This window comes from Hyphomonas sp. (genome assembly GCF_036964145.1).
Classification (GTDB): Bacteria; Pseudomonadota; Alphaproteobacteria; order Caulobacterales; family Hyphomonadaceae; genus Hyphomonas.
In genome coordinates this window covers 691,591-711,836 of record NZ_JBALUC010000002.1, presented here as the reverse complement: position 1 = coordinate 711,836, position 20,246 = coordinate 691,591, and the positions used below count along the sequence as shown (strand labels likewise).

Genomic DNA, 20,246 nt, shown 5'->3' with positions numbered 1-20,246 from the left:
CTTCGCTCTCGACTTGAATTATCCGTATAAAAAGATATAACATTTGTAAAGTGCGTAATTAATGTCAGATATTGCGCATCACAGTCAACCCAGCGCCTCCATTATGAACCCGTGTGCGAAAGTCCGCCGCTATGGACTGGACATCGCTCAAAAGATATAACATTTAGAATGTGGATGTCGAGAGGGGCAATAGTATGAGCGAAACAGGCAATCACCCAACGATGGAGCGGTCCGACCTAACGGCGAGAGAGATTTTCGAACAAGTTCGGTCAAACCCCAAGCGAGCCCGTTTCGGATTTGGAGAGAAGATCGCAATTGTAAACGTCGACCCGCAGAAGGCTTACACCCGGCCCGACCTGTTTCCGCAATCAGGCTATATTACAGACCCGGATCAGATCACGCACATAAACGCTCTTTCAGGTGCAGCTCGCCGAAAGGGGCTACCAGTTGTGTGGACTCATGTCTACTATATGGACAATGCGGCGGATGCGGGCGTATGGGGAACGCGCACGAACACCGAAAACAGTCTCCAGAATATCAAGGCAAACAGTGTTCGCTCTGAGTTTGATGACAGACTGGAGATCGATCGCTCGGTCGATGCAATTTATGAGAAGAAAATGCCTAGCGCCTTTTTCGAGACGCGTCTTTCCAGTTTCCTCACATGGCACCGCGTTGATACGGTCGTTGTTACCGGCGGATCGACCAGCGGATGTGTTCGGGCCACGGCAGTGGACTCGCTGTCGCATGGATACAGGACAATTGTTCCGATCGAATGCGTGGCCGACAAGCATGAAAGCTTCCACTTCGCCAACCTGACAGACCTGTTGATAAAATATGCAGACGTTGTGTCGGTTCGACAAGTATTCGACTGGATAGAGGAGTACGTCGGCTAATGCTATCAGATCCCAACCTCTATGATTACTGGCCATATGCGGGAAGGCCCAAACTTGTCTGGCCGGGGGGAAAAAAACTGGCATTCTGGATTGCCCCCAATATCGAGTATTATGAGTACGCGCCGCCAGCCAACCCAAAACGGCAGGCGTGGCCAAGGGGCAATCCGGACATTGTAGGCTATTCACAAAGAAGCTGGGGCAACACAATTGGCCATTGGCGGCTAATGGAGCTTCTCGACAAATACGGCATGCGGGGGTCGATCTCCCTGTCGATTGGGTTGATCGACCATCATCCTGAAATCATTGAGGCCGTTGCGGAAAGAAACTGGGAGTTCTTCTCTCATGGAATTTACAATACGCGATTTTCTTATGAGATGACGGAAGACCAGGAGCGCGCGGTTATCCGTGACTCTATCGAGAGCGTGGAGCGGGCAACTGGACAACGTATACGTGGATACCTTGCTCCTGCCCTGACTCATACGGAGCGGACGATGGATCTGATAGCGGAAGAAGACTTCTGGTATACGTGCGATCTTTTTCAGGACGACCAGCCCCAGCCCGTCAAAACAAAGAGCGGGAAGCTGATATCTCTTCCGTACTCACTCGAAGTCAACGACGTCATCACCTATTCGGTAATGGGGTATACTCCTGATCAATATACCGACATATTGAAACGACATTTTGATCAACTCCTCGAAGAGGGGGAGGAGAGTGGTACGGTCATGTGTATCCCGCTTCATGCATATCTTGTGAGTCAACCACACCGGCTCCGGCCCTTCGAGGAGGCTCTTGCATATATCGCATCCCATTCCGATGACGTCTGGATCACTACCGGACAGGAAATCGCCGACTATTTCCGGAACACATACTGGGACCAGAGCCTGATGGATATTCGGGCGCGCGGCGTTACTAAGGGAGGGAGCGGTTTTGAAATTGCCTGAGAGCTACCTTGAATATTCTGAGCGGAGCTACGGTCTGGATCATGATCGGCATGATTGGATACCTGCGGACCGACGCGATCCATTGCAACTGAAGAGTGGGAAAAAGGCTGCAGCCTTTATTGTCGTGCCGCTTGAGTTCTTTCCCCTGGATCCGCCTGCGAAGCCTTTCTCGCACCCTGGTTCAATGAAAACGCCTTACCCGGATCTTCGGCACTATACCACGCGGGACTATGGCAATCGAGTGGGTGTCTATCGGATACTCAAAGCTCTGGCAGATGTTGGTCTGAAGGCTACGTTTGCTGTGAATGCCGCTGTCGCCGATCGCTATTCGCCACTTTTGAAAGCCGTGGAGCAAGCTGGGCACGAAATAGCGGCACACGGAGTGTCAACTGCGCATATCCACCATGAGGGGCTTTCATGCCAACAGGAAGAGGAATTCATTGCCCGGTGTCGCGCTGAGTTCCCGGATGCCAAAACCTGGATGAGCCCGGCTAGAAACCAAACTTATAGAACCCTCGACCTGCTTGCGAAGGCAGGTTTCGAAGTCTGTCTTGATTGGGAGCCTGACCAAAGGCCGCTTGCCCTCAGGACAGAAAATGGCTCGATAACGAGCTTGCCACTGATGAATGAGTTGTCGGATTTCACATTGTTGCTGGATCGACGGCAACAGGCCGACGATTGGGCGAGGCAGATTCTGGAAGCCGCGCAGTTTCATCTTGATGCCTATGCTGATGCTGGCGCGCAATGCTTCGGCTTTACGCTCACGCCCTACATCGTGGGACAGCCCTTCAGAGTATTGTCACTCAAAAATCTGTTGAGCGGGTTGGTTGGAATGCCGGAACTCGAGGTAGTCACTGCAGCACAAGTCAGTTCATTATTTCTGTTGCCGGGCCAGGCATGATAACAGCTTTGGATGCTTACACGCCTGCAAGAAGTAACTCCGCCGATTGATGGCTTTCAGACGACAAATGCCAGTTCAACGGCTATATAAAACAAAGACCCTGTCTGAGCCAGAACGCGGAACCATAGAATTATGCTCGTAGATGTCGATCTCAAGATTTCGGCGGATCAGCTCAACGAAGAGTCTGACACCCCCCTCTATCAACAAATATATGGGTTGATCCGCAAAAGTATTCTTTCTGGAGAAGTCGCTTCAAAGAGCAGGCTTCCTGCAGAGCAGGTGCTTATCGAGCGTCTGGGCGTATCCCGTATCACAGTAAAGCGCGCCTTCGATGAGCTGGCACTGGCAGGGCTCGTTCGACGGCATCGAGGAAAGGGAACGATCGTTGCCTATGATGCGACCGCAGCCGTCGTAAAAGGCAGTTTTGATAATTTGATCGACGGTCTCAAACGTATGGGCCTCGAGACGGAAGTCGAATTGCTGTCGTCCGAGATGATGAATGCAGATTCGTGTATTGCGGAGTCCCTGGGCCTGGTTCCCGGTGACTCGGTCCAACAAATTGTCCGATTGCGGAGATTGGATGGAGAACCCTTTTCCTACTTGATCACGTTTGTTCCCGAGGACGTAGCGGCTGAATTCAGCAAACATGACCTGGCTACCCAGAACCTCCTTGAGCTGCTGGAAAAGTCTGGGCATTCTCCGGTCTCTGCGGACCAAACAATCATGGCTGCGTCCGCCGCCCCGGATGTTGCATCAGCCCTCGGACTGAACACAGGCGCACCAATCCTTCGTATTCATCGCATCATGCGGGACCGGAACGGGCGCTCGGTTCAGGACGTGACGGCCCACTACCGCGCGGACAGATTTCACTACCAAATGCATTTGACGCGAGATGATCCAGAGTCGGATTGGATGACGAAATAGCCTGATGGCAGTATTGGGTAATATCGCGGATCTAAGCGACTTCCATGCACGGGCCTGGAGGTAGACGACGTGAGGAAAATACTTCTACGATCCCGCCTCGCCATTGCCGTGATCTATCGTGATCCCCCGTCATACTACTAGGCGCCCGAAGAGGGGCCGGCGGAATTCGTCATGTGCACCACGATGGCCAATAAGGGAATTTCCAAATTCGTCACGGGGGATCCGGACCCGCACATGCCAGCCGTGCTCCAGGAGGCGGATATTCCCGTCTGGCTGGGAGACACCGGTGCCAGCCTGGACGAGGTGCGGGCCTGCCTGCGCCCCTTCGAGGATGAGGGGGCCTGGGAGATGCGGCCGGAGGCGGGTCGCAAGGCCTCCCGGCGCGCATTGCCGCCGAAAAGGGCGCAAGGCGACCTGTTCTGACACCTGATCCACAGGTTTCATCATGGCCTCGCTGCTTCAGACTCCGATGACTGGCTTGACTCTGGTCACGCATAAAGAACAAAAAGAGAACTTGAGGCGTGGACATCAGCTTTCCGAAACGGACCGGCGGACGGAGACCGGCATGCTCCGAGGCCGGGCGCGCGGCAATGTATGCCTTGCGCCTGGGCTCGCACTCGCGCGCGGGCGGGTGCACGAGATCATGGGCGACAGCGCGGATGTGTTTGCGCTGCTGGCCGCCGGGGCCTGTGATGGACTTGTCGTGTGGGCTGCGAGTTGAAAATTAATCAGTAAACGGATTTGATTCGCAACTCTCAAAGACCTCATCGGCCCAAGCCTGAAGTGCGGTTCGCTTTTCTCCATCATAGGAATGCAACTCGTCAATCTGCGTGACGCCACTTTCGACGTGCCCAAGTATCTTTGAGACAACAAGTCTCTGGAAACCCAATCTAGCGATATGCGTTCCGGCTGTGCGGCGCAAATCGTGGTAGCGCCATTCGTCCATCGGGGCAGCTTCATCGAGACGATGTTTCAATTTGGAGTATCCCGAGAATGTGCTGCGCCCGTCATGCGTGATGACGATGTCCTCGTCTCCTTGGCGGGAAAGACTTTCAATCAATTCCAGGAGTTGGCTTGAAAGGGGGATCGAATGGGTCCTGTCGCCTTTCATCTTCTCTCTGGGTATTGTCCAGACGCCGCTCTCGATATTTGATCGCCGCATGGTTGCGACGGTCTCACGGCGTTGTCCGGTAAGGAGTAGGGTCTTCACGAAGGCTGCCTGGGTCGGGTGAACGCTGTCGAGTGCTGACCAGAGCGATTTGATCTCGGACATCGACAGGAAGCGGGTCCGCTGCTTCTCCTTGGAGGGGGCTTTCAGTCCGTAGTAGGGAGTCATATCCATGATGCTGCGCTCGACGGCCCAATTGAACAGCTTCCTGACGACGGCGAGATTTCGGTTCGCATGAATGGGGGTGCCATCATCGACCATATCATCGAGCATGGCGCGCACTTCGCGCTTGTTGATCGTGACGGGATCCCGGCCTTTGAAACGCTTGGCAAAGTGATTCAATGCGTTGCGGTATTGTATTCGCGGCTGAAGTCAAACATGTTCCTGAAAATGTTTTTCGGAGACTTTCATGCCGGGTGCCCGTTTCTGCGTAACGACAGCATTAAAGATGGCAGCGTACGCGTCATGCTCACTTTTAGAATGTGAATGCTTCGTCGTGACTGCCGCCACTGTTCCTTTTGTATTCTGACTATATCTGTCAATCGACCTCGCAGCTATCGGCCGGGGATAGGGCTGGGCAAAGAAAGGGCCGGTTGAACCAAGCGGGAGTGTCTGCGTTGCTTGTAGACAAGACAGGAGACAGAACATGACAGGGAACAAGAATGAGAAAGCGCCGACAGCGGATCAGCTCAGAAGCCGAATTGATTCCGGTGGCATGGGCGACAAGACCGACCATCCCGATCTCGCGGCAGCGCCGCTGGGTACGGATGACGAAGCTGCTGGAACACGGCCAACGCCAAAGCGACGGGCAATGTCGGCGAAGCCTGACCCATCAGGAGAGGAGGATAATGCGCCCGACAAGCCGCAATCATTCTGGGGCGTGATATCTGTTGTGCTGGCCATTGCCGTACTGGTTCTGATCTTTACGATTTTATGAGTGTGTGGTCGTTGAATATGCAGGGCCTCCCCTTCTACTGCACTGGGATTAGGAAAAAATCAGGTCTTTGCCCCGAGTAGAGGGAATAATGTTGGCTAGTTGGTGCCTACAGACCATGCCAGTATAATCGCCGCCAGCCAGGAGCGATGTACATGCCCGACCGATTTATGATATGGTCGGCGAGTGACGTTGAAAAACGGCCTAGATGTGGATGACATGCACTTACTGACCAACCTTTTTGGAAGCGGGATACTTGAAACGGACGCGGGACGTAAACTCCCAACCGAATATTCGATACAGATGTATTCCACCCATGGCACGCTGAGACTGGCGGGAGATCTGCATTTTGATTCCCCCGCACCCCAGACTTTGATGATGGGTCGCAAGCTGGCTCTACAGCTGCAGACCGGAGAATCAATCATTTTGTCTCTGCGGGAATTGCAACAAGAAAACTTTGTCGCTCGGGCCGAAATTCATGAAGGTTTACTGACCATTCTGTATCCTGGAATGCGGCTGCATTGAGGTCAGGCGGTCGCTACTGGCTGGACAGGGCGGTTACTCCGGCCAACGCGCAGAACCCGACGGCAATGGCAAGAGTCGAGCCCCATCGGGGAGGTTTGGGAGCATCACCTTCCGGCACAAGGTCTTCCAGCGTCGCCACAAGCAGGAGGCCTGTGACGAGTGCCAGGCTCGCGCCGCGCATCTGGTCATCTGCATCGCGCAATATGAGATACCCGAGACCTGCGCTCACAAATGCGCAAAGGCTGACTGTCCCCCCTGCAGCCCATAGACTTCGGGCCCCCAGATCCGTGCGTCGCAAATTCGATCCGGCCGCAAATCCGCCTGGAATATTGGCCACGAGCTGCGCCCCTGCCAGGAGTGCGCCAAGTTTCAGGGACGCGGCAGAACCCGCCCCTGTCATAAGGCCGTCCGTTGTCAGGTCGGCGCCAAGTGCGGCGAACACCATCCATGTTCCGGCCCGCCCGCCTGTGCGGCCCGCCAGGTAGCGCGCGGCGTAGAAGAGCAGCAGTGACAAGGCGGCGCCGGCAAAGATCGCAAAGACAAGTTCTACGAGCGGGGTGGTTTCCTGTATCCGAGGCATGAGTTCGAGCGCGATCAACCCCATCGCCACACCCGCTGAACTGTGGAGCAAGACCCCGATAATCCATCGCGGCAGGGCAATCAGCCTCGCCAGGAGAATTCCCAGGAGATTGCCTGCAGCGGGGAGGGCTGCATAGCCAAGAATTTTCAGAAATGTGTACGGATCATTCATCTCAAGCTGCCGCACACAGGAATCATGAACCCTGCTATGGCGGTCATCAGTATCCCGAACAGGGACACGGCAAGCAGGGTGAGGGTGACATAGGTATAGAATTGGGACACGTCGCCATCAGGGTCGCGAAAGACATTTCTTGACCGGATATTCCAGAACACAAACGCGATGCAGGCGACGAAAAGCCCTGTCGCCGCAGCGAGGATCACATGCCATAAACTGGCGGGGATCAGCGCGGACTGACAGACCAGATGCTGAACGCCATAGGCCAGCCCGAAATGTCCGGCCCATGCCAGAATGCCGGAGAGGCTCAGCGCGCCATAGAGCAAGAACTTGGCAGGCGGTCTTCCGTTCATGCCAATGGTCCCATGATGCGAGGAAACCCATGGATCAACAGCAGACCCAGCAAGGCCTGACCCACGAGATAATAAAGAAGAAGTGATGTGTTTTCGAGGCTCGCCACGCGTATGCGATCAAGCTTGCCAACCAGGATTCGCGCGATGCAGTAGAAACACATGATGAGGATAGCCAACATGATCTGCGCTGACAGAATGATGCCGAGATAGACCATGGCTGCATAGCTTGAGCTTTGAGGTCGAAGGCCCTGGGCCCAATGACCCTGGAATTCCAGTCCGAGTCCGGCGACGGCAAACAGCGCTGCGAGCAAGACGAGCCCCGCCGACATTAGCGAGCGGCGACCCGGCGCTTTGAGACGGCGCCGGGCGTTCCATATCACGCCCGCTGAAATGATGAGAAACAGTGCAGAGAGAAATGGCCTGAGGGGACCGGGCAGGAATGGGCGTCCAGCGTGCCAGGCGTCAGGCGAGACCGTCCAGAGATAGAGGTAGGAGAACAGGTAGGCAAAGAACAACGATCCGGCGACGACCATCAGAACAATCATGGCCCACCAGCCATGTGCCATCGGTCCCGTTACATAGACCGGCAAGTGCAGGCCGCCGCCAATGTCTACGGGGCCCTTGTCCGGTCCCTTATCGATGCCCCAGACCCAGACAAGACAAGACAGGATGGCGAGCACGCCGCAGACCAGCGCAGGCATAACCAGTTTGACCGTGAGCAGAAGAAAGAAGGCAGCCGTGAACACGGCTGCCAGAACGTGCGACCAGCTGGGACCCGGCATCTGGATTACATATTGCGGACGGGCATGAATGGGCGACGTAATGAGAGTTTCGCGACCGCCGGTCGGTGCGTTCGGCAGATAATGCTCTCCCGCTGCCACGGCGCGCGGAAGATCCGGATCATCCCAGAGCGGGTAGCGGCTTGAGACATGCGGGATCGAACGGGTCGAATAGACATCCTGGGGGAGAAATTCCAGCGTGCCGGCCCCGAAGGGATTGTCCTTTCCCCCTTCGCCGACGCGAAAATTTCGTGTCAGATCTATGATGAAGACAAAAACGCCAGCTGCGATTGTGAAAGCGCCAAGGGTCGAAAGCAGATTCAGAGGCCCCCATCCCATGGCCTCGGAATAGGTCCACACACGTCGCGGCATTCCGAGCAGGCCAGTGAAATGCATGGGCAGGAAGGCAACATTGAACCCGATGAACATGAGCCAGAAGGCCCATCTGCCGAGCCGTTCCGACAATTGGCGTTTCGCAAGGATTGGCACCCAGTAATAGAAACCTGCAAAGAGCGGAAACACCATGCCACCAACCAGGACATAATGCATGTGGGCGACGATGAAATACGTGTCATGAGCCTGCCAATTGAACGGGACCATAGCCACCATGACCCCTGTCAGGCCCCCAATCAGGAAAATCGCCAGCATGCCGAGAACGAAGAGGGAGGGGGTTGTGAATTGTATTTTCCGGTTCGAGGCGGCAAATGTGGCGATCCAGGAGAAGAACTGGATTCCCGACGGAATGGCGACGGCCATGCTCGCCGCCGAAAAGAAGGCGAGAGATAAGGCCGGAATGCCCGTCGTGAACATGTGGTGGACCCACAGGCCGAAGCTGAAGAACCCTGTCGCAGCAATAGCCACGACGATCAGATTATACCCGATTAACGGCTTGCGCGCGATTGTCGGTACGATCATCGAAACGAGTCCGGCCGCAGGCAGGAAAATGATGTACACCTCCGGATGGCCGAAGAACCAGAAAAGGTGCTGCCAGAGAAGCGGATCCCCACCAAGGTCAGCCGTGAAGAACGGCCAGTCAAAGGCCCGCTCTATCTCCAGCAGCATCGTCGCCAGGATGACGGCGGGAAATGCGACCATGATCATGCCAGCAAATATCAGCATGGCCCAGCCGAAGATCGGAAGCTTGTCGAGCGACATGCCGGGGGGCCGGGTCCGGAAGACACCAACGATGATCTCGATCGCTCCGGCGATTGCGGAAATCTCGATAAATCCGATACCCAGCAACCAGAAATCCGCATTGTCGCCGGGCTGAAATTCGGTCAGCGTCAGGGGTGGGTACATGAACCAGCCGCCCTGAGGGGCCAGATCGAAAAAGATGGTCAGAAAGAAGACTGACCCGCCCACAATATACGCCCAGACCGCAAAGGCCGAGAGGCGCGGAAAGGGCAGATCGCGTGCGGCCAGCATCTGGGGCAGGAGCAGGACGCCCAGCGCCTCCATCGCCGGCACGGCGAACAGAAACATCATCGTCGTGCCGTGCATTGTGAACAACTGATTGTACAAATCCTGGTTCACGAAGTCATTGCCCGGCACGGCCAGCTGTGTTCGCATGATCAGTGCCAGGATTCCGGCAAGGACAAAAAACAGGAATGCTGCTCCGAGATAGAGCAGACCGATGACAGTATTGTTCACGGCCGTGGGCAGGCGCCATCCCTTGGGCGTCGCCCAGATGCGCAGCAAGTCTGCCTCTTCTCCGGCCGGTCTTGGGACGGGACTGATCGTTTGTCGGCCCTTCTCGTTCATGCTGTACCTCCGTACCCGGACAGGATCAAAGCCGCCCGCATCTGGATCGGGTCTGGTCGCTGCGGCGCCAGCCGCGTGAACGTGTCCGACCTGCGGACATTGAACGTCATCATCATTCCAGCTCCGACAGATAGGTCACGATCTCCGCCTGCTCGGAGGCCGTCAGAAAATCATAGTCCGGCATGAGATTGTCCGGCTTCACTTGGTGGTGGTCGTCCAGCCAGCGTGCCAGGCCTTCCGCATCATTTTCAAGCGTTCCAGCTCCCAGGCTTGGCCGCGAGGCGAGATGTGTGAGATCAGGCCCCACACGGCCGCGGGCAGAACTGCCGCGGATTGTATGGCATCCGCCACAGCCCGCCGACTGGAAGGCGCGCTGTCCGGTTGTTTCCTCTGCATGCGCCGGTTCAGCCTGGCCAGCGAGCCAGCGCTCATAGGAGGGGGGCAGCATCGCCGTTACGGACAGCGCCATCAGGGCGTGTGCTCCGCCACAATATTCTGCGCACTGGCCCCGTACCGTGCCAGGCTCTGAGGCCAGCAGGGTCAGCATGTTCGTGTGTCCGGGAATCATGTCGAGCTTGCCCGCATAGGCAGGAATCCACAGGCTGTGAATTACATCCGCCGAAATGAGCTCAAGACGGACGGGCTCACCGACGGGAATCCGGATTTCATTGGCAGCTTCAATCTCTGATCCATCCGGCTGCAGATAGGTAACACGCCACCACCATTGCAATCCCTCCACTCGGATCACATGAGACGGCTCATCCGGACCGCTCTCCGGAACGGGGCCCGCGCGGAGCACCGCGAAGCTGTAGATCATCAGCAGGGACAAAACCACGGCCGGGAAGGTTATCCCTCCGTGAACGACCAGAGTATGCGCGGACAGGAAAGAGCGCCAACGGCGCGGCCCGCGTAGGGCGATCAGGAGCGCACCCGACACGAGCAGGAAGATGATAGCGCCCCCAACGCCAAGCAGCACAGTGAGGGCCAGTGTCCTGTCGGATTCCGCTCCCCCGCCCGACAGCGCAGATTGCTGTCCCTGACAGGCTGAGAGGAACAGCGCCATGCCCAGTCCCGCAAGTCCACGCCCCGCGCTCATGGCACTTCTTCCCCTATGGGACGGCTCGCATACCATGCCACGACATCATCAATTTGTTCATCGGACAGCTTGCCCATGGCGTTTGCCATAAGCGCGGCCAGCGGCGTTTCGTTTGTGTGACCTGTTTTCCAATGCTTCAAACGGGCGGTCATATAGCTGGCGGACTGCCCCGCAAGACGAGGATACTCGGGCTTAGCCGCGCTGTTATGGCAGGCTTGGCAGGCCGCAACCCGATTGTCCGGATCCCCGTTGAGAGCGATTTCGCGTCCTCTTTCAGGATTTCCCGTAAAGGCAGAGGAGGAATGTGGGATCGGGGCCAGGTCTGCATAGTAAGCTGCGACGTCGGTGAGCAAGGCGTCCGGTATTTCCGCTGCGATTGGTTCCATGATGCCGCTCTGACGCGTATCTGCGCGATACTCCTTCAGCGCCCGAAGCAGAAAGGCGTGTGGCTGTCCGGCCAGGCGCGGAATCTTGTCACTGACCGGCGGCGCAAGGCCGGTATCGTGACATTTCGTGCAGGTGGTCATGGTGAGATTCGTGGCGCGCCCAGAGATGAGGTGCTCCACTGTCACGGGCGTGACAGATCCATTCCCGGCGGCAAGACGCCGGAATTCAGTCTCCGTCAATTCGGGCAGGGCGCGAAGGAAGGCCACCAGGGCCCAGATTTCATCATCCCGGTGCGGAGCCGCCCAGCCGGGCATCCCGGCATATTGCAGTCCATGCTTGATGATCCAGTGAAGTTCGCTGTCACTCCAATGGTCGACCGCTTCCCCCAGTTTGGGGGGGACGGGAAGCATGCCTTGATAGATCGGATTGACGGCCTGGTCCGGTCCGCCATGACAGGGAGCGCACCCTGTCTGGAAATGGGCTGCTCCCAAAGCAATCAATCCCGGGTCTTCAAGATCAGGCGGCGTCAGACGTGGCGCATTGGCCTCTACGGAATTTCGCATGCCCAGTTCGAGAAACCAGTTCAGCCAGGCCGGATGGCCCCGGCTCGCGGCGACATTGTAGAGTCCGGACCAGGCGACCAGCAAGGCTACCCCCAAGCCCAGCAATGCGGCGCCGCCAATCGCCCCAAAGAGTCGTCGCCAAGTGAGAGTAATATCAATGCTCATGCCACGATGTCCGGCCTGACCTCCGGTTTGGACAGGTCAGAAAACCATCTGGCCACCAGATAGATACTGGCCCCGACATATGTCAGCGGACAGGCCGTCAGCATTAGAAGGCCGGCCGCCTGCTGATCCTCTATTTGGAGCATATGCCCCATTCCCGGATAGAGCGCCCGTGGTGCGAATACGAGGAGAATGGCAAACAGACAGACAAGTTTGCCGGTCAGGAGCAACGGCGCGATGACCCATATCCGGTTGTTTGCTATAGCCACCAGAACACAGATCCAGAACCAGGAAGCCGCAAGGGCCAGAAGCCCAAGCATGCCTAGCTGTATGAACAGGCTGGCCTGCATGGAACCTATCATCACCAGAGGGCTGTGCCAGAGAGCCAGAAAGGTCAGTTGGAGAAGACTGGCCACAACGAGGCGCGGGGACACCTGTCTGGCCAGACGCGGCCATTGCTGGATGAAGAGCCAAGCGACCAGCGGCGCCAATACGCTCATGGCGAAAATATGCGCCGCCATGTGGTGCGTGAGGCTTCCGGCCTGGATTGTCAGAGCCATTCCTGCGAGACCCATGACCAAGGCTGCTTTCCCCACGCCCAATAGGCCGGAATGCAGGACATCCGGTCTTGGGCCGGGAAGTAAAACCTCCGTTGAGCGAATTCTGTTGACCATATTTCATCGCGCGCGACTGTTAGTCTCTTCACTATCCAAACCGGTTGATCATCGAATGGTTCCGGGTACAGGAAGAAAATTCAGCCGCCTTATGGAAAAATAAGGTCGTATGCGGATTATAAATTCCGGAACAAAGTAAAAGTCTGCACGTTTCCCATGACCTGAGTTCACGACACACGTACAGGGGAGGCATCTCATGTCGCCGAGTTCGAGCCGTCAAATAGTCATTCAGGGATTGGGTCTCCTCATAGGCGGGGCCGGCCTTGTGTTATTGATCGGGGGCGCGCGCCTGGTCACTCTAGGCGGAAGTGCTTATTACGCCCTCTCCGGTCTTGGCCTTCTCGTTTCGGGCGCGCTGCTCTTCCGCCGACAGCTAGCGGGTATCTGGATATATGTGGGGGTATTCGTCCTCACGCTATTCTGGGGCATCCTGGAGGCCGGAGGTGATTTCTGGGCCTGGGTGCCCCGATTTGTCAGTCCGTTTGTTCTGCTGCTTGCTGTGCTTGCCATGTTACCGATGCTGGACAGGGGGCGCTGGAGCTGGGGAAAATACGGTGTTCTGGCTACGGTATTGAGTGTCGGGTTCGCCGCGCTGGGCATCATAATGTATGAGACTCCAGGTGGCCCCGAGCGTCTGACGGAAAATCGTCCGGCCGTGGACACACCGGGAGATGCCGACTGGGTCAGTTATGGGAACAGTCAGGCACAACGTTATTCGGGCTTGCAACAGATCAACAGATCCAATGTGGCAAAGCTCGAACGGGCTTGGCTGATCCATACAGGGGATCTGCCGGAAGACACCGAGAACAACTCCTATGGGGCAGAAACCACGCCCCTCAAGATTGGCAACCGCCTGTATCTTTGCTCCGCCACAAACCAGATGATGGCGCTCGATGCCGCAACGGGCGAGGAGATCTGGCACTACGACCCCAATGTGGACAAGAATTGGATTCCCTATACGGCAGCCTGTCGAGGGGTTGTTTATTATGAGAGTGATCTTGATGCCGAGGCTGCGTGCCATGCACGGGTTATCGAGGGCACTTTGGATGGCCGGATCATCGCTGTCGATGCTGAGACGGGCGAGCCCTGCACAGATTTCGGACAGAATGGAGAGGTGGATATCAAGACAGGCATGGGAGATATCGTCCCGGGCATGGTCTCGATCACGTCCCCGCCCAGCGTCGTGTCAGGCGTTATTGTTACAAATCACCAGGTGTTGGATGGGCAGAAACTTGAAGCGCCGTCCGGCGTCATCAAGGGCTTTGATGTCATGACGGGGGAGTGGCTCTGGTCCTGGGATATGACCCGCCCGGATATTTCCATTGCTCCGCCGGAGGGAGATTATTTCACGCGGGGTACGCCCAACTCCTGGACTGTTGCGGCCGGCGATGATGAATTGGGCTTGGCGTATATTTCCATGGGCAATTCTGCCGTCGACTATTGGAGCGGCAGCCGAACCGAGCCGGAAAACACGTATGCCACTTCGCTGGTGGCGTTGGACGTGCGGACAGGGCGACCATCCTGGCACTTCCAGACTGTCCACAAGGACGTGTGGGATTATGACCTCGGCTCCCAGCCATCCCTGTTCGATTTTGAAGGCTCTGAGGGCACGATTCCGGCGATCCTGATCCCCAGCAAGCAGGGCGATCTCTACATTCTGAATCGTGCCACGGGCGAGCCGCTTGTCGATTTCGAAGAAAGAGCGGTGCCCCAAGGTGGCGTGGAGCCAGACGAGCGAAGCGAGACCCAGCCCTTTTCCCGCTATCATACGCTCGCCAAGCCCCCCCTTGAAGAAAAGGACATGTGGGGGATGACTTTGATTGATCAGATGTTTTGCCGCATCCAGTACAGAAAGGCCGCCTATGACGGCATCTATACGCCGCCGACGGTGGATCAACGCTGGATTCAGTATCCCGGTTATAATGGCGGGTCCGACTGGGGCAGCGTTGCCATTGATCCTGAGCGTGGCCTGATCATTGCCAATTACAATGACATGCCGAATTACAATCGTCTGGTGCCGCGGGAAGAGGCCGACCGGAAAGGGTGGGCGCCTCGCGAGGAAGCCCGCGGCGGGAGTATGGCGCATGGCGCCGAAGGCGCGGGCGATCCGCAGGCCGGTGCGCCCTATGCGATTGATGTCAATGCGGGCTGGCGCATGCCTGTCACGGGCTTGCTCTGCAAGGAACCCCCCTATGGCGGTATCCGGGCGATTGATCTGGACAGTGGCGAGACTGTCTGGGACAGGCCTCTGGGGACGGCCAGAAAAAATGGTCCCTTCGGCCTGCCCACCGGCATTCCCCTGACCATAGGTACGCCCAATAATGGCGGGCCGCTGGTGACGGCGGGGGATCTTGTGTTCGTGGCTGCGGCGACCGATGATCTCATCCGCGCCATTGACCTGCGGTCCGGAAAGACCGTCTGGCAAGATACGTTGCCGGCGGGCGGACAGGCGACCCCGATCACCTACAGTGTGGGAGGACGTCAGTATCTCGTCCTGATGACCGGCGGGCACCATTTCATGGAAACCCCTGTGGGAGATCAGATCATTGCCTGGGCCCTGCCGGATGATGTGAGTAACTGACTTTGTGGTATCAGAGCGTTGTTACGGAACCGGATTGAACTCATCGGCATTGATAGGATCAGGAGACTGACATCATGGCCATGCGCGCATACTGGAAAGGGCATTTACGCCTTTCTCTCGTGAATATCGGAATAGAGCTCTACACGGCAACCTCCTCCTCGGGCCGGATATCCCTGAGGCAGATTCACAAACCCAGCGGACAGCGGATTCATTACCAGAAAATTGCTGATGGCGTCGGTCCGGTAGATACGGATGATATCGTCAAGGGATTCGAATTGGCGAAGGATGAATATGTCCTGCTGGAGCCGGAGGATCTGGACGAGATCAAGCTCGAAAGCCGACGGACGATTGATCTCGTGCAGTTCGTCAATGCCTGCGAAATTGACCCACGGTACTTCGAAAAGCCCTATTATGTCGTGCCGGCTGAAGATGAAGTTGCGGCCGAAGGATTCACTGTCATCCGGGAAGCCCTGCGCCAATCAAAAATGGTGGGCCTTGGCCAGATGGCAGTTCGGGGACGGGATTATGTGGTTGCCATCCGTCCGTGCGGCAAGGGACTGCTTCTGGAAACGCTTCGCTTCGCAGAAGAAATACGCTCGAGTGACTCCGTGTTTGACGACATTCCCGACTTGGAGCCTGAGCAGGAAATGCTCGATCTCGCGGAAGAACTCATTGAACGGAAGGCTGCACCCTTCGAGGCAGAGGCGTTCGAATCCCAATACACTGAAGCTTTGCGAGACCTTATCGAAGAAAAGCGTGAGGCGGGTGCAGTAAGTCGTGATGAGTCCGACGGAGCGGGATCGAGCGGGGGGCGGGGCAATATTGTTGATCTGATGGAAGCGCTCAAGAAAAGCGTGGAAAAAGGCGGTTCGAAAAAAAGAAAAACATCGAAATCGAAGCGCAAGTCAAAATCCAAATCGGACGAGGCCGCATGATTCATGGCCGACCTGTTGCGACCCTATCGTGAAAAACGGGATTTTTCCCAAACGCCTGAACCCGACGGAGAAGAAAGCGCCGCTGCTTCGGGAAAGAAAAGGGGGCTCTCCTATCTGATCCAGAAACACGCCGCGAGCCGCCTCCACTATGATTTCCGGCTCGAGCTTGAGGGTGTGTTGAAGAGCTGGGCTGTTACCAAGGGCCCAAGCCTCGATCCATCAGACAAACGGTTGGCAGTACGGACAGAGGATCATCCCCTGGCTTATGGGGATTTCGAGGGCGTCATTCCCTCTGGATATGGTGCAGGCACCGTCATGCTCTGGGACCAGGGAGTTTGGAGGCCGCGGGGCGACCCGCACAAGGGATTACAGGAGGGCGTGTTGAAATTCGACCTCGAGGGTCACAGGCTCTCCGGAGGATGGGCGCTCATCCTGATGAAATCGAAAAGCCGGAAAGGGCGCGAGAACTGGTTGCTGGTCAAGGAGCGCGATAAGGCGGCCGACACAAAGCAAGATCCCAGAAAAACCTGGACGACAAGTGTGATCTCGGATCGCAGTTTCGAGGAAATCGAGAAGGGGGCTGAGAGGGCGCAGCCTAAATCCACCCGGCCTGAGCCCCCGGAAGAATTGCTGCCGGAGTTTACACCGCCCCAACTTGCCAGTTTGCGGGATGCGCCCCCGGCCGGGGAAGATTGGATACATGAACTGAAATTTGACGGATATCGGATTCAGGCTCTGATCTCCGGCGATCAGGTCAGATTGATGACCCGCAACGGGCATGACTGGACGGCCCGCTATCCCACCATCAGCCGGGCGTTACGGGATATCGGTTCTGGCTCGGCTGCCCTTGATGGTGAACTTGTTGCCTTGGACGCACACGGCCATAGCCGGTTTGGTGCTTTACAGGCCGCTACCTCCGGGGATCAGGACGCACACCTTGCCTATTATGCCTTTGATCTCTTGTGGCTGAATGGAAAGGATTTCCGAGCGCTTCCCCTCGAAGAACGCAAAACGCATTTGCGATCCTTTTTGCCAGATAATCATGACATTATTCGCTATTCGGACCATGTCGACGGACAAGGCGACGATGTCATCAGCAAGGCATGTCGTATGGGGTTGGAAGGGATCGTTTCGAAGAAGCGGACGTCCCGATACCGGTCCGGTCGCGGGAAAAGCTGGCTGAAGTCGAAATGTGTCGGTCGCGATGAATTTGTTATTGCGGGCTACCGGACGTCTCGTAAACGTGGGCGACCTTTCGCATCACTCCTGCTGGGAGAGTATGTTGGCGAAAGACTTGTTTATCGAGGGCGTGTGGGAACAGGCTTTACCGAGACGAGTCTTAAACAGCTCTCGGAGAGCCTGTCGAAGAGGGTTCGCAAAACCCCACCCTTCGTGGATGTGCCGGCGGCGGTGAAACGGGACGCGGTTTGGGTGTCGCCTGAACTTGTATGTGAAATAGCCTATACAGACCGGACTGAGGACGGATTGCTACGGCATCCCAGTTTTCTCGGTTTGCGAGAGGACAAGGAGGCTGCCGAGGTGAAAAAACCTGAGCCGGAACATCGCCCGGATGTGCAAAGAAAGGAGGACCTCCAGATCGAAGGGGTCCGGATCACGCATCCAGACCGGATCGTGTTCGAGCAGCAAGGGGCGACCAAAGCCGAGATTGCCGAATATATGTCTGCCATAGCCAATCGGATGCTTCCCTTTTTAAAGGATCATCCAGTCAGCTTGGTCCGCTGTCCGGCGGGAGCTGGTGATGCCTGCTTCTTCCAGAAACATCACACTGGCTCTCTACCGGATGCGATCGGCAAGACCCGGATTCGCGAGCGCGATGGCGAATGGGCGGAATACCTGATCCTCAACTCATCGGCCGCGCTCGTGTCGGCGGCGCAAATGGGCGCATTGGAATTACATGTCTGGGGCGCCAAGACCGACCGGCTGGAGCGTCCTGATCGCCTCGTTCTCGATCTTGATCCAGATGAGGCTGTCGAGTTCAACGAGGTGAAGACAGCGGCGATGGAGGTTCGGGATGTCCTGGCGAGTGCTGGGCTGACGTCGTTTGCACTTCTCACGGGGGGCAAGGGTATACACGTGATCGCTCCGCTTGAACGGCGTAGAGACTGGCCTGACGTCAAGGCTGCGGCGAAAGGGCTTGCTGAACATCTGGCCCGCGCGGCGCCGGACCGCTATGTCTCGGTCGCTTCGAAAGCCAAACGCAAAGGGAAAATCTATATCGACTGGCTTCGCAATGAGCGAGGGGCAACGGCAATCTGTCCCTATTCGCTCCGTGCGCGACCCGGCGCGCCGATTGCGACCCCTATTGCGTGGGCTGAGCTGGGACGTATCGAACGGGCCAATCAGTATACGCTTTCGAATATCCTGCGTCGGCTGGGAGCATTGAAACAGGATCCCTGGGCGGCCTACTCGGATCTGCGGCAATCCCTATCCGCCCGTACCTTGGACGTCTTAAGTGGGGCGTGATCTTTCTTGCACGGATCGACAGCTATGTTGGTTATGCCGAGCAGGTCATTTGTCGGTTTCTGATCTCATGCCGCGCGCCAATTCAATTAACCGCCACGACTTTTCCGACATAAGTCTTTTGGCCGTTTCACGGTCAAGATGTGGCTTGTCTCGTGGCTCAAGACGCGCTCGAAGGTATCGCCCGGTCGCGCGTACCTGGGCACGGTAAGCGGGGTATTCGTCCTCCAAGCGCGAAATCAATTCTTGTACTGCCGGATCAGGCTGTCCGGAATCGACGGCGCGAGGCAAACCGTCCAATAGATGGATCGTCGATCCCTTCAACGCGGTCCAGCCATCCTTTAATATGCTTAGCGAAATCACCGAGGCCATCAGCGCGTCCGCCCACCACCAGCCACAGGCAATTCCCACTATACCCGCAATGCTGGCCACACCGGTCTGCCAGTCAGCCGCGTTCGTGTCGGCGTCGACGAACAAGACTTCGTCATGAAGACTCTTGGCAATCTTTCGTTTGGCCCGACCCAGAATGACGGGTGGAATAATGCTGAAAAGCAGGACCCCACTCATGATCCACCCCATCCAGACCTGATGACCAAAAATGGTCTTCGATCCAATGGTGGGATGTTTCATTGTCACAAGAGACTGCAGGCCCTCATAGAGGAGGAACGCGCCAATAGCACACAGAGCAGACGCGGACAAAAAGAAGGCCAAGGTTCCCGCACGCTGAAATCCGTAGGGAAAGACAGACGTCTCACCCTTTTCTTCCACATGCCGGGAGAGCAGGAAGAAAATAGGCGCAAGCAAACTTAATACATCTTCAATCCAGGCTGTTTTGAACGCTTGCGAACCGCCCATCGCGGCAGACATGGCGCCGACACTTATCATGACCCAGAATATGGTTTGCCATTCAAGTTTCTCCGCACGCCTCAGATCATTTTCTATCTGTTCGGGCGGACGCGGTGCGGCGATCATTTTGAGCCTCCCAAATGATTGTTAAGTACAATCAGCCATTCATTTTCGCCGGAGCGAACGGCCCAGACTCGCGGCTTGGTCCAACCCGGATGGGCAAAGGTCTGCGTGAGGCCCACCTGCTTGCGATAGGGCGTTTCTTTTGGAAGAGAAGCGACCACATCAAGTTCACCTTTTGAAAGAAGCTCAATCAGTTCATCCGTAGTCCCCTGCACAACATGTAGCTCTGCCTGTCTGGTTTGAGCCAGTGACTTGAGGTGGGCTGTATCAAATTCTGTCTGAGCCTGATTGCCGACCATCCCGGCACGCAGCGTCCCACCCCTCACCGTATCCGTGGTATGGCGAGGGTCGACTGGCAGCCCACATGCGGCCACACCGATCAGAACCAAACAAAGCAGATATGTGTGGGTGAAACCGCGCAGAAATCGCATTCCCAAACTCTCTTTGAACAAGACGAAGAAAAGG

Annotated in this window: 21 protein-coding genes; 12 read left to right on the top strand and 9 right to left on the bottom strand. The window is 56.6% G+C overall.

The features are described from left to right. Positions 1-221 precede the first annotated feature (221 nt). The 6 genes from V7660_RS08335 (at position 222) to V7660_RS08310 (ending at position 4,380) form a co-directional block, all read left to right on the top strand. Positions 222-893: an isochorismatase family protein gene (locus V7660_RS08335; protein WP_348210815.1), complete on the top strand. Its 672-nt coding sequence runs from the start codon at positions 222-224 to the stop codon at positions 891-893. Beyond that, positions 893-1,834, top strand: coding sequence for a polysaccharide deacetylase family protein (locus V7660_RS08330; protein WP_335602617.1), 942 nt, complete (start codon positions 893-895; stop codon positions 1,832-1,834). The genes V7660_RS08335 and V7660_RS08330 overlap by 1 nt, the downstream gene beginning before the upstream one ends. Next, positions 1,821-2,735 carry a polysaccharide deacetylase family protein gene (locus V7660_RS08325; RefSeq protein WP_335602616.1) on the top strand — a complete coding sequence of 305 codons (915 nt, stop codon included), beginning with the start codon at positions 1,821-1,823 and terminating at the stop codon, positions 2,733-2,735. The genes V7660_RS08330 and V7660_RS08325 overlap by 14 nt, the downstream gene beginning before the upstream one ends. Before the next feature lie 132 nt (positions 2,736-2,867). Beyond that, positions 2,868-3,659 carry a GntR family transcriptional regulator gene (locus V7660_RS08320; RefSeq protein WP_335602615.1) on the top strand — a complete coding sequence of 264 codons (792 nt, stop codon included), beginning with the start codon at positions 2,868-2,870 and terminating at the stop codon, positions 3,657-3,659. Positions 3,660-3,830: 171 nt separating this feature from the next. Beyond that, entirely contained in the window at positions 3,831-4,082 is a 252-nt protein-coding gene (locus V7660_RS08315) for a hypothetical protein (protein WP_335602614.1), read from the top strand. A 142-nt stretch (positions 4,083-4,224) separates the two neighbouring features. Further along, positions 4,225-4,380, top strand: coding sequence for a hypothetical protein (locus V7660_RS08310; RefSeq protein ID WP_335602613.1), 156 nt, complete (start codon positions 4,225-4,227; stop codon positions 4,378-4,380). Positions 4,381-4,383: 3 nt separating this feature from the next. Here V7660_RS08310 and V7660_RS08305 read toward each other — a convergent pair whose 3' ends face one another. Then, the gene (locus tag V7660_RS08305; RefSeq protein WP_335602612.1) at positions 4,384-5,088 is read right to left on the bottom strand and encodes a tyrosine-type recombinase/integrase; all 705 of its coding nucleotides are present in this window, start codon (positions 5,086-5,088) and stop codon (positions 4,384-4,386) included. Between V7660_RS08305 and V7660_RS08300 the strand changes: the two genes are divergently transcribed. From V7660_RS08300 to V7660_RS08290, 3 genes are all read left to right on the top strand, one after another. Beyond that, positions 5,062-5,313: a hypothetical protein gene (locus V7660_RS08300; RefSeq protein WP_335602611.1), complete on the top strand. Its 252-nt coding sequence runs from the start codon at positions 5,062-5,064 to the stop codon at positions 5,311-5,313. The genes V7660_RS08305 and V7660_RS08300 overlap by 27 nt on opposite strands. A 160-nt stretch (positions 5,314-5,473) precedes the next feature. Continuing rightward, positions 5,474-5,764 (top strand): hypothetical protein, encoded by a 291-nt coding sequence (locus tag V7660_RS08295; RefSeq protein ID WP_335602610.1) that lies wholly within the window; start codon positions 5,474-5,476, stop codon positions 5,762-5,764. A gap of 183 nt (positions 5,765-5,947) precedes the next feature. Continuing rightward, complete coding sequence (locus V7660_RS08290) at positions 5,948-6,286, top strand: hypothetical protein (protein ID WP_335602609.1); 339 nt, start codon at positions 5,948-5,950, stop codon at positions 6,284-6,286. Positions 6,287-6,299: 13 nt separating this feature from the next. On the opposite strand, the gene V7660_RS08285 is transcribed toward V7660_RS08290, so the two are convergent. From V7660_RS08285 to V7660_RS08260, 6 genes are all read right to left on the bottom strand, one after another. Continuing rightward, a complete protein-coding gene (locus tag V7660_RS08285) occupies positions 6,300-7,037 on the bottom strand; it encodes a ZIP family metal transporter (protein ID WP_335602608.1) in 738 nt (245 codons plus the stop codon). Then, complete coding sequence (locus V7660_RS08280; RefSeq protein ID WP_335602607.1) at positions 7,034-7,393, bottom strand: hypothetical protein; 360 nt, start codon at positions 7,391-7,393, stop codon at positions 7,034-7,036. The genes V7660_RS08285 and V7660_RS08280 overlap by 4 nt, the downstream gene beginning before the upstream one ends. Beyond that, on the bottom strand, positions 7,390-9,933 hold the full coding sequence (locus V7660_RS08275; RefSeq protein ID WP_335602606.1) for a cbb3-type cytochrome c oxidase subunit I: 2,544 nt from the start codon (positions 9,931-9,933) through the stop codon (positions 7,390-7,392). The genes V7660_RS08280 and V7660_RS08275 overlap by 4 nt, the downstream gene beginning before the upstream one ends. 112 nt (positions 9,934-10,045) lie before the next feature. Beyond that, positions 10,046-11,029 (bottom strand): cytochrome c oxidase subunit II, encoded by a 984-nt coding sequence (locus tag V7660_RS08270; RefSeq protein ID WP_335602605.1) that lies wholly within the window; start codon positions 11,027-11,029, stop codon positions 10,046-10,048. Then, on the bottom strand, positions 11,026-12,144 hold the full coding sequence (locus V7660_RS08265) for a c-type cytochrome (protein ID WP_335602604.1): 1,119 nt from the start codon (positions 12,142-12,144) through the stop codon (positions 11,026-11,028). Before V7660_RS08265 ends, V7660_RS08270 begins: the two co-directional genes overlap by 4 nt. Further along, positions 12,141-12,701 (bottom strand): hypothetical protein, encoded by a 561-nt coding sequence (locus tag V7660_RS08260; RefSeq protein WP_335602603.1) that lies wholly within the window; start codon positions 12,699-12,701, stop codon positions 12,141-12,143. Before V7660_RS08260 ends, V7660_RS08265 begins: the two co-directional genes overlap by 4 nt. Positions 12,702-13,011: 310 nt before the next feature. On the opposite strand from V7660_RS08260, the gene V7660_RS08255 reads away from it, so the two are divergent. The 3 genes from V7660_RS08255 to ligD all read left to right on the top strand — a co-directional run bounded on the left by V7660_RS08255 (position 13,012) and on the right by ligD (position 18,815). Beyond that, positions 13,012-15,396 (top strand): membrane-bound PQQ-dependent dehydrogenase, glucose/quinate/shikimate family, encoded by a 2,385-nt coding sequence (locus V7660_RS08255; protein WP_335602602.1) that lies wholly within the window; start codon positions 13,012-13,014, stop codon positions 15,394-15,396. Positions 15,397-15,470: 74 nt separating this feature from the next. Next, positions 15,471-16,331, top strand: coding sequence for a non-homologous end joining protein Ku (gene ku / locus V7660_RS08250; protein ID WP_335602601.1), 861 nt, complete (start codon positions 15,471-15,473; stop codon positions 16,329-16,331). A gap of 3 nt (positions 16,332-16,334) precedes the next feature. Next, positions 16,335-18,815: a DNA ligase D gene (gene ligD / locus V7660_RS08245; RefSeq protein ID WP_335602600.1), complete on the top strand. Its 2,481-nt coding sequence runs from the start codon at positions 16,335-16,337 to the stop codon at positions 18,813-18,815. 45 nt (positions 18,816-18,860) lie between these two features. On the opposite strand, the gene V7660_RS08240 is transcribed toward ligD, so the two are convergent. Together V7660_RS08240 and V7660_RS08235 are read right to left on the bottom strand one after the other, a co-directional pair. After that, entirely contained in the window at positions 18,861-19,784 is a 924-nt protein-coding gene (locus V7660_RS08240; RefSeq protein ID WP_335602599.1) for a cation transporter, read from the bottom strand. After that, on the bottom strand, positions 19,781-20,212 hold the full coding sequence (locus tag V7660_RS08235; protein ID WP_335602598.1) for a hypothetical protein: 432 nt from the start codon (positions 20,210-20,212) through the stop codon (positions 19,781-19,783). The genes V7660_RS08240 and V7660_RS08235 overlap by 4 nt, the downstream gene beginning before the upstream one ends. Between the last annotated feature and the right edge of the window lie 34 nt (positions 20,213-20,246).

Coding starts and splice junctions, on each gene's coding strand:
- V7660_RS08335 (WP_348210815.1), top strand. CDS start 222: ATGGAGCGGTCCGACCTAACGGCGAGAGAGATTTTCGAACAAGTTCGG.
- V7660_RS08330 (WP_335602617.1), top strand. CDS start 893: ATGCTATCAGATCCCAACCTCTATGATTACTGGCCATATGCGGGAAGG.
- V7660_RS08320 (WP_335602615.1), top strand. CDS start 2,868: ATGCTCGTAGATGTCGATCTCAAGATTTCGGCGGATCAGCTCAACGAA.
- V7660_RS08315 (WP_335602614.1), top strand. CDS start 3,831: ATGTGCACCACGATGGCCAATAAGGGAATTTCCAAATTCGTCACGGGG.
- V7660_RS08310 (WP_335602613.1), top strand. CDS start 4,225: ATGCTCCGAGGCCGGGCGCGCGGCAATGTATGCCTTGCGCCTGGGCTC.
- V7660_RS08300 (WP_335602611.1), top strand. CDS start 5,062: ATGAATGGGGGTGCCATCATCGACCATATCATCGAGCATGGCGCGCAC.
- V7660_RS08305 (WP_335602612.1), bottom strand. CDS start 5,088: ATGGTCGATGATGGCACCCCCATTCATGCGAACCGAAATCTCGCCGTC.
- V7660_RS08295 (WP_335602610.1), top strand. CDS start 5,474: ATGACAGGGAACAAGAATGAGAAAGCGCCGACAGCGGATCAGCTCAGA.
- V7660_RS08285 (WP_335602608.1), bottom strand. CDS start 7,037: ATGAATGATCCGTACACATTTCTGAAAATTCTTGGCTATGCAGCCCTC.
- V7660_RS08280 (WP_335602607.1), bottom strand. CDS start 7,393: ATGAACGGAAGACCGCCTGCCAAGTTCTTGCTCTATGGCGCGCTGAGC.
- V7660_RS08275 (WP_335602606.1), bottom strand. CDS start 9,933: ATGAACGAGAAGGGCCGACAAACGATCAGTCCCGTCCCAAGACCGGCC.
- V7660_RS08270 (WP_335602605.1), bottom strand. CDS start 11,029: ATGAGCGCGGGGCGTGGACTTGCGGGACTGGGCATGGCGCTGTTCCTC.
- V7660_RS08265 (WP_335602604.1), bottom strand. CDS start 12,144: ATGAGCATTGATATTACTCTCACTTGGCGACGACTCTTTGGGGCGATT.
- V7660_RS08260 (WP_335602603.1), bottom strand. CDS start 12,701: ATGGCTCTGACAATCCAGGCCGGAAGCCTCACGCACCACATGGCGGCG.
- V7660_RS08255 (WP_335602602.1), top strand. CDS start 13,012: ATGTCGCCGAGTTCGAGCCGTCAAATAGTCATTCAGGGATTGGGTCTC.
- ku (WP_335602601.1), top strand. CDS start 15,471: ATGGCCATGCGCGCATACTGGAAAGGGCATTTACGCCTTTCTCTCGTG.
- ligD (WP_335602600.1), top strand. CDS start 16,335: ATGGCCGACCTGTTGCGACCCTATCGTGAAAAACGGGATTTTTCCCAA.
- V7660_RS08240 (WP_335602599.1), bottom strand. CDS start 19,784: ATGATCGCCGCACCGCGTCCGCCCGAACAGATAGAAAATGATCTGAGG.
- V7660_RS08235 (WP_335602598.1), bottom strand. CDS start 20,212: ATGCGATTTCTGCGCGGTTTCACCCACACATATCTGCTTTGTTTGGTT.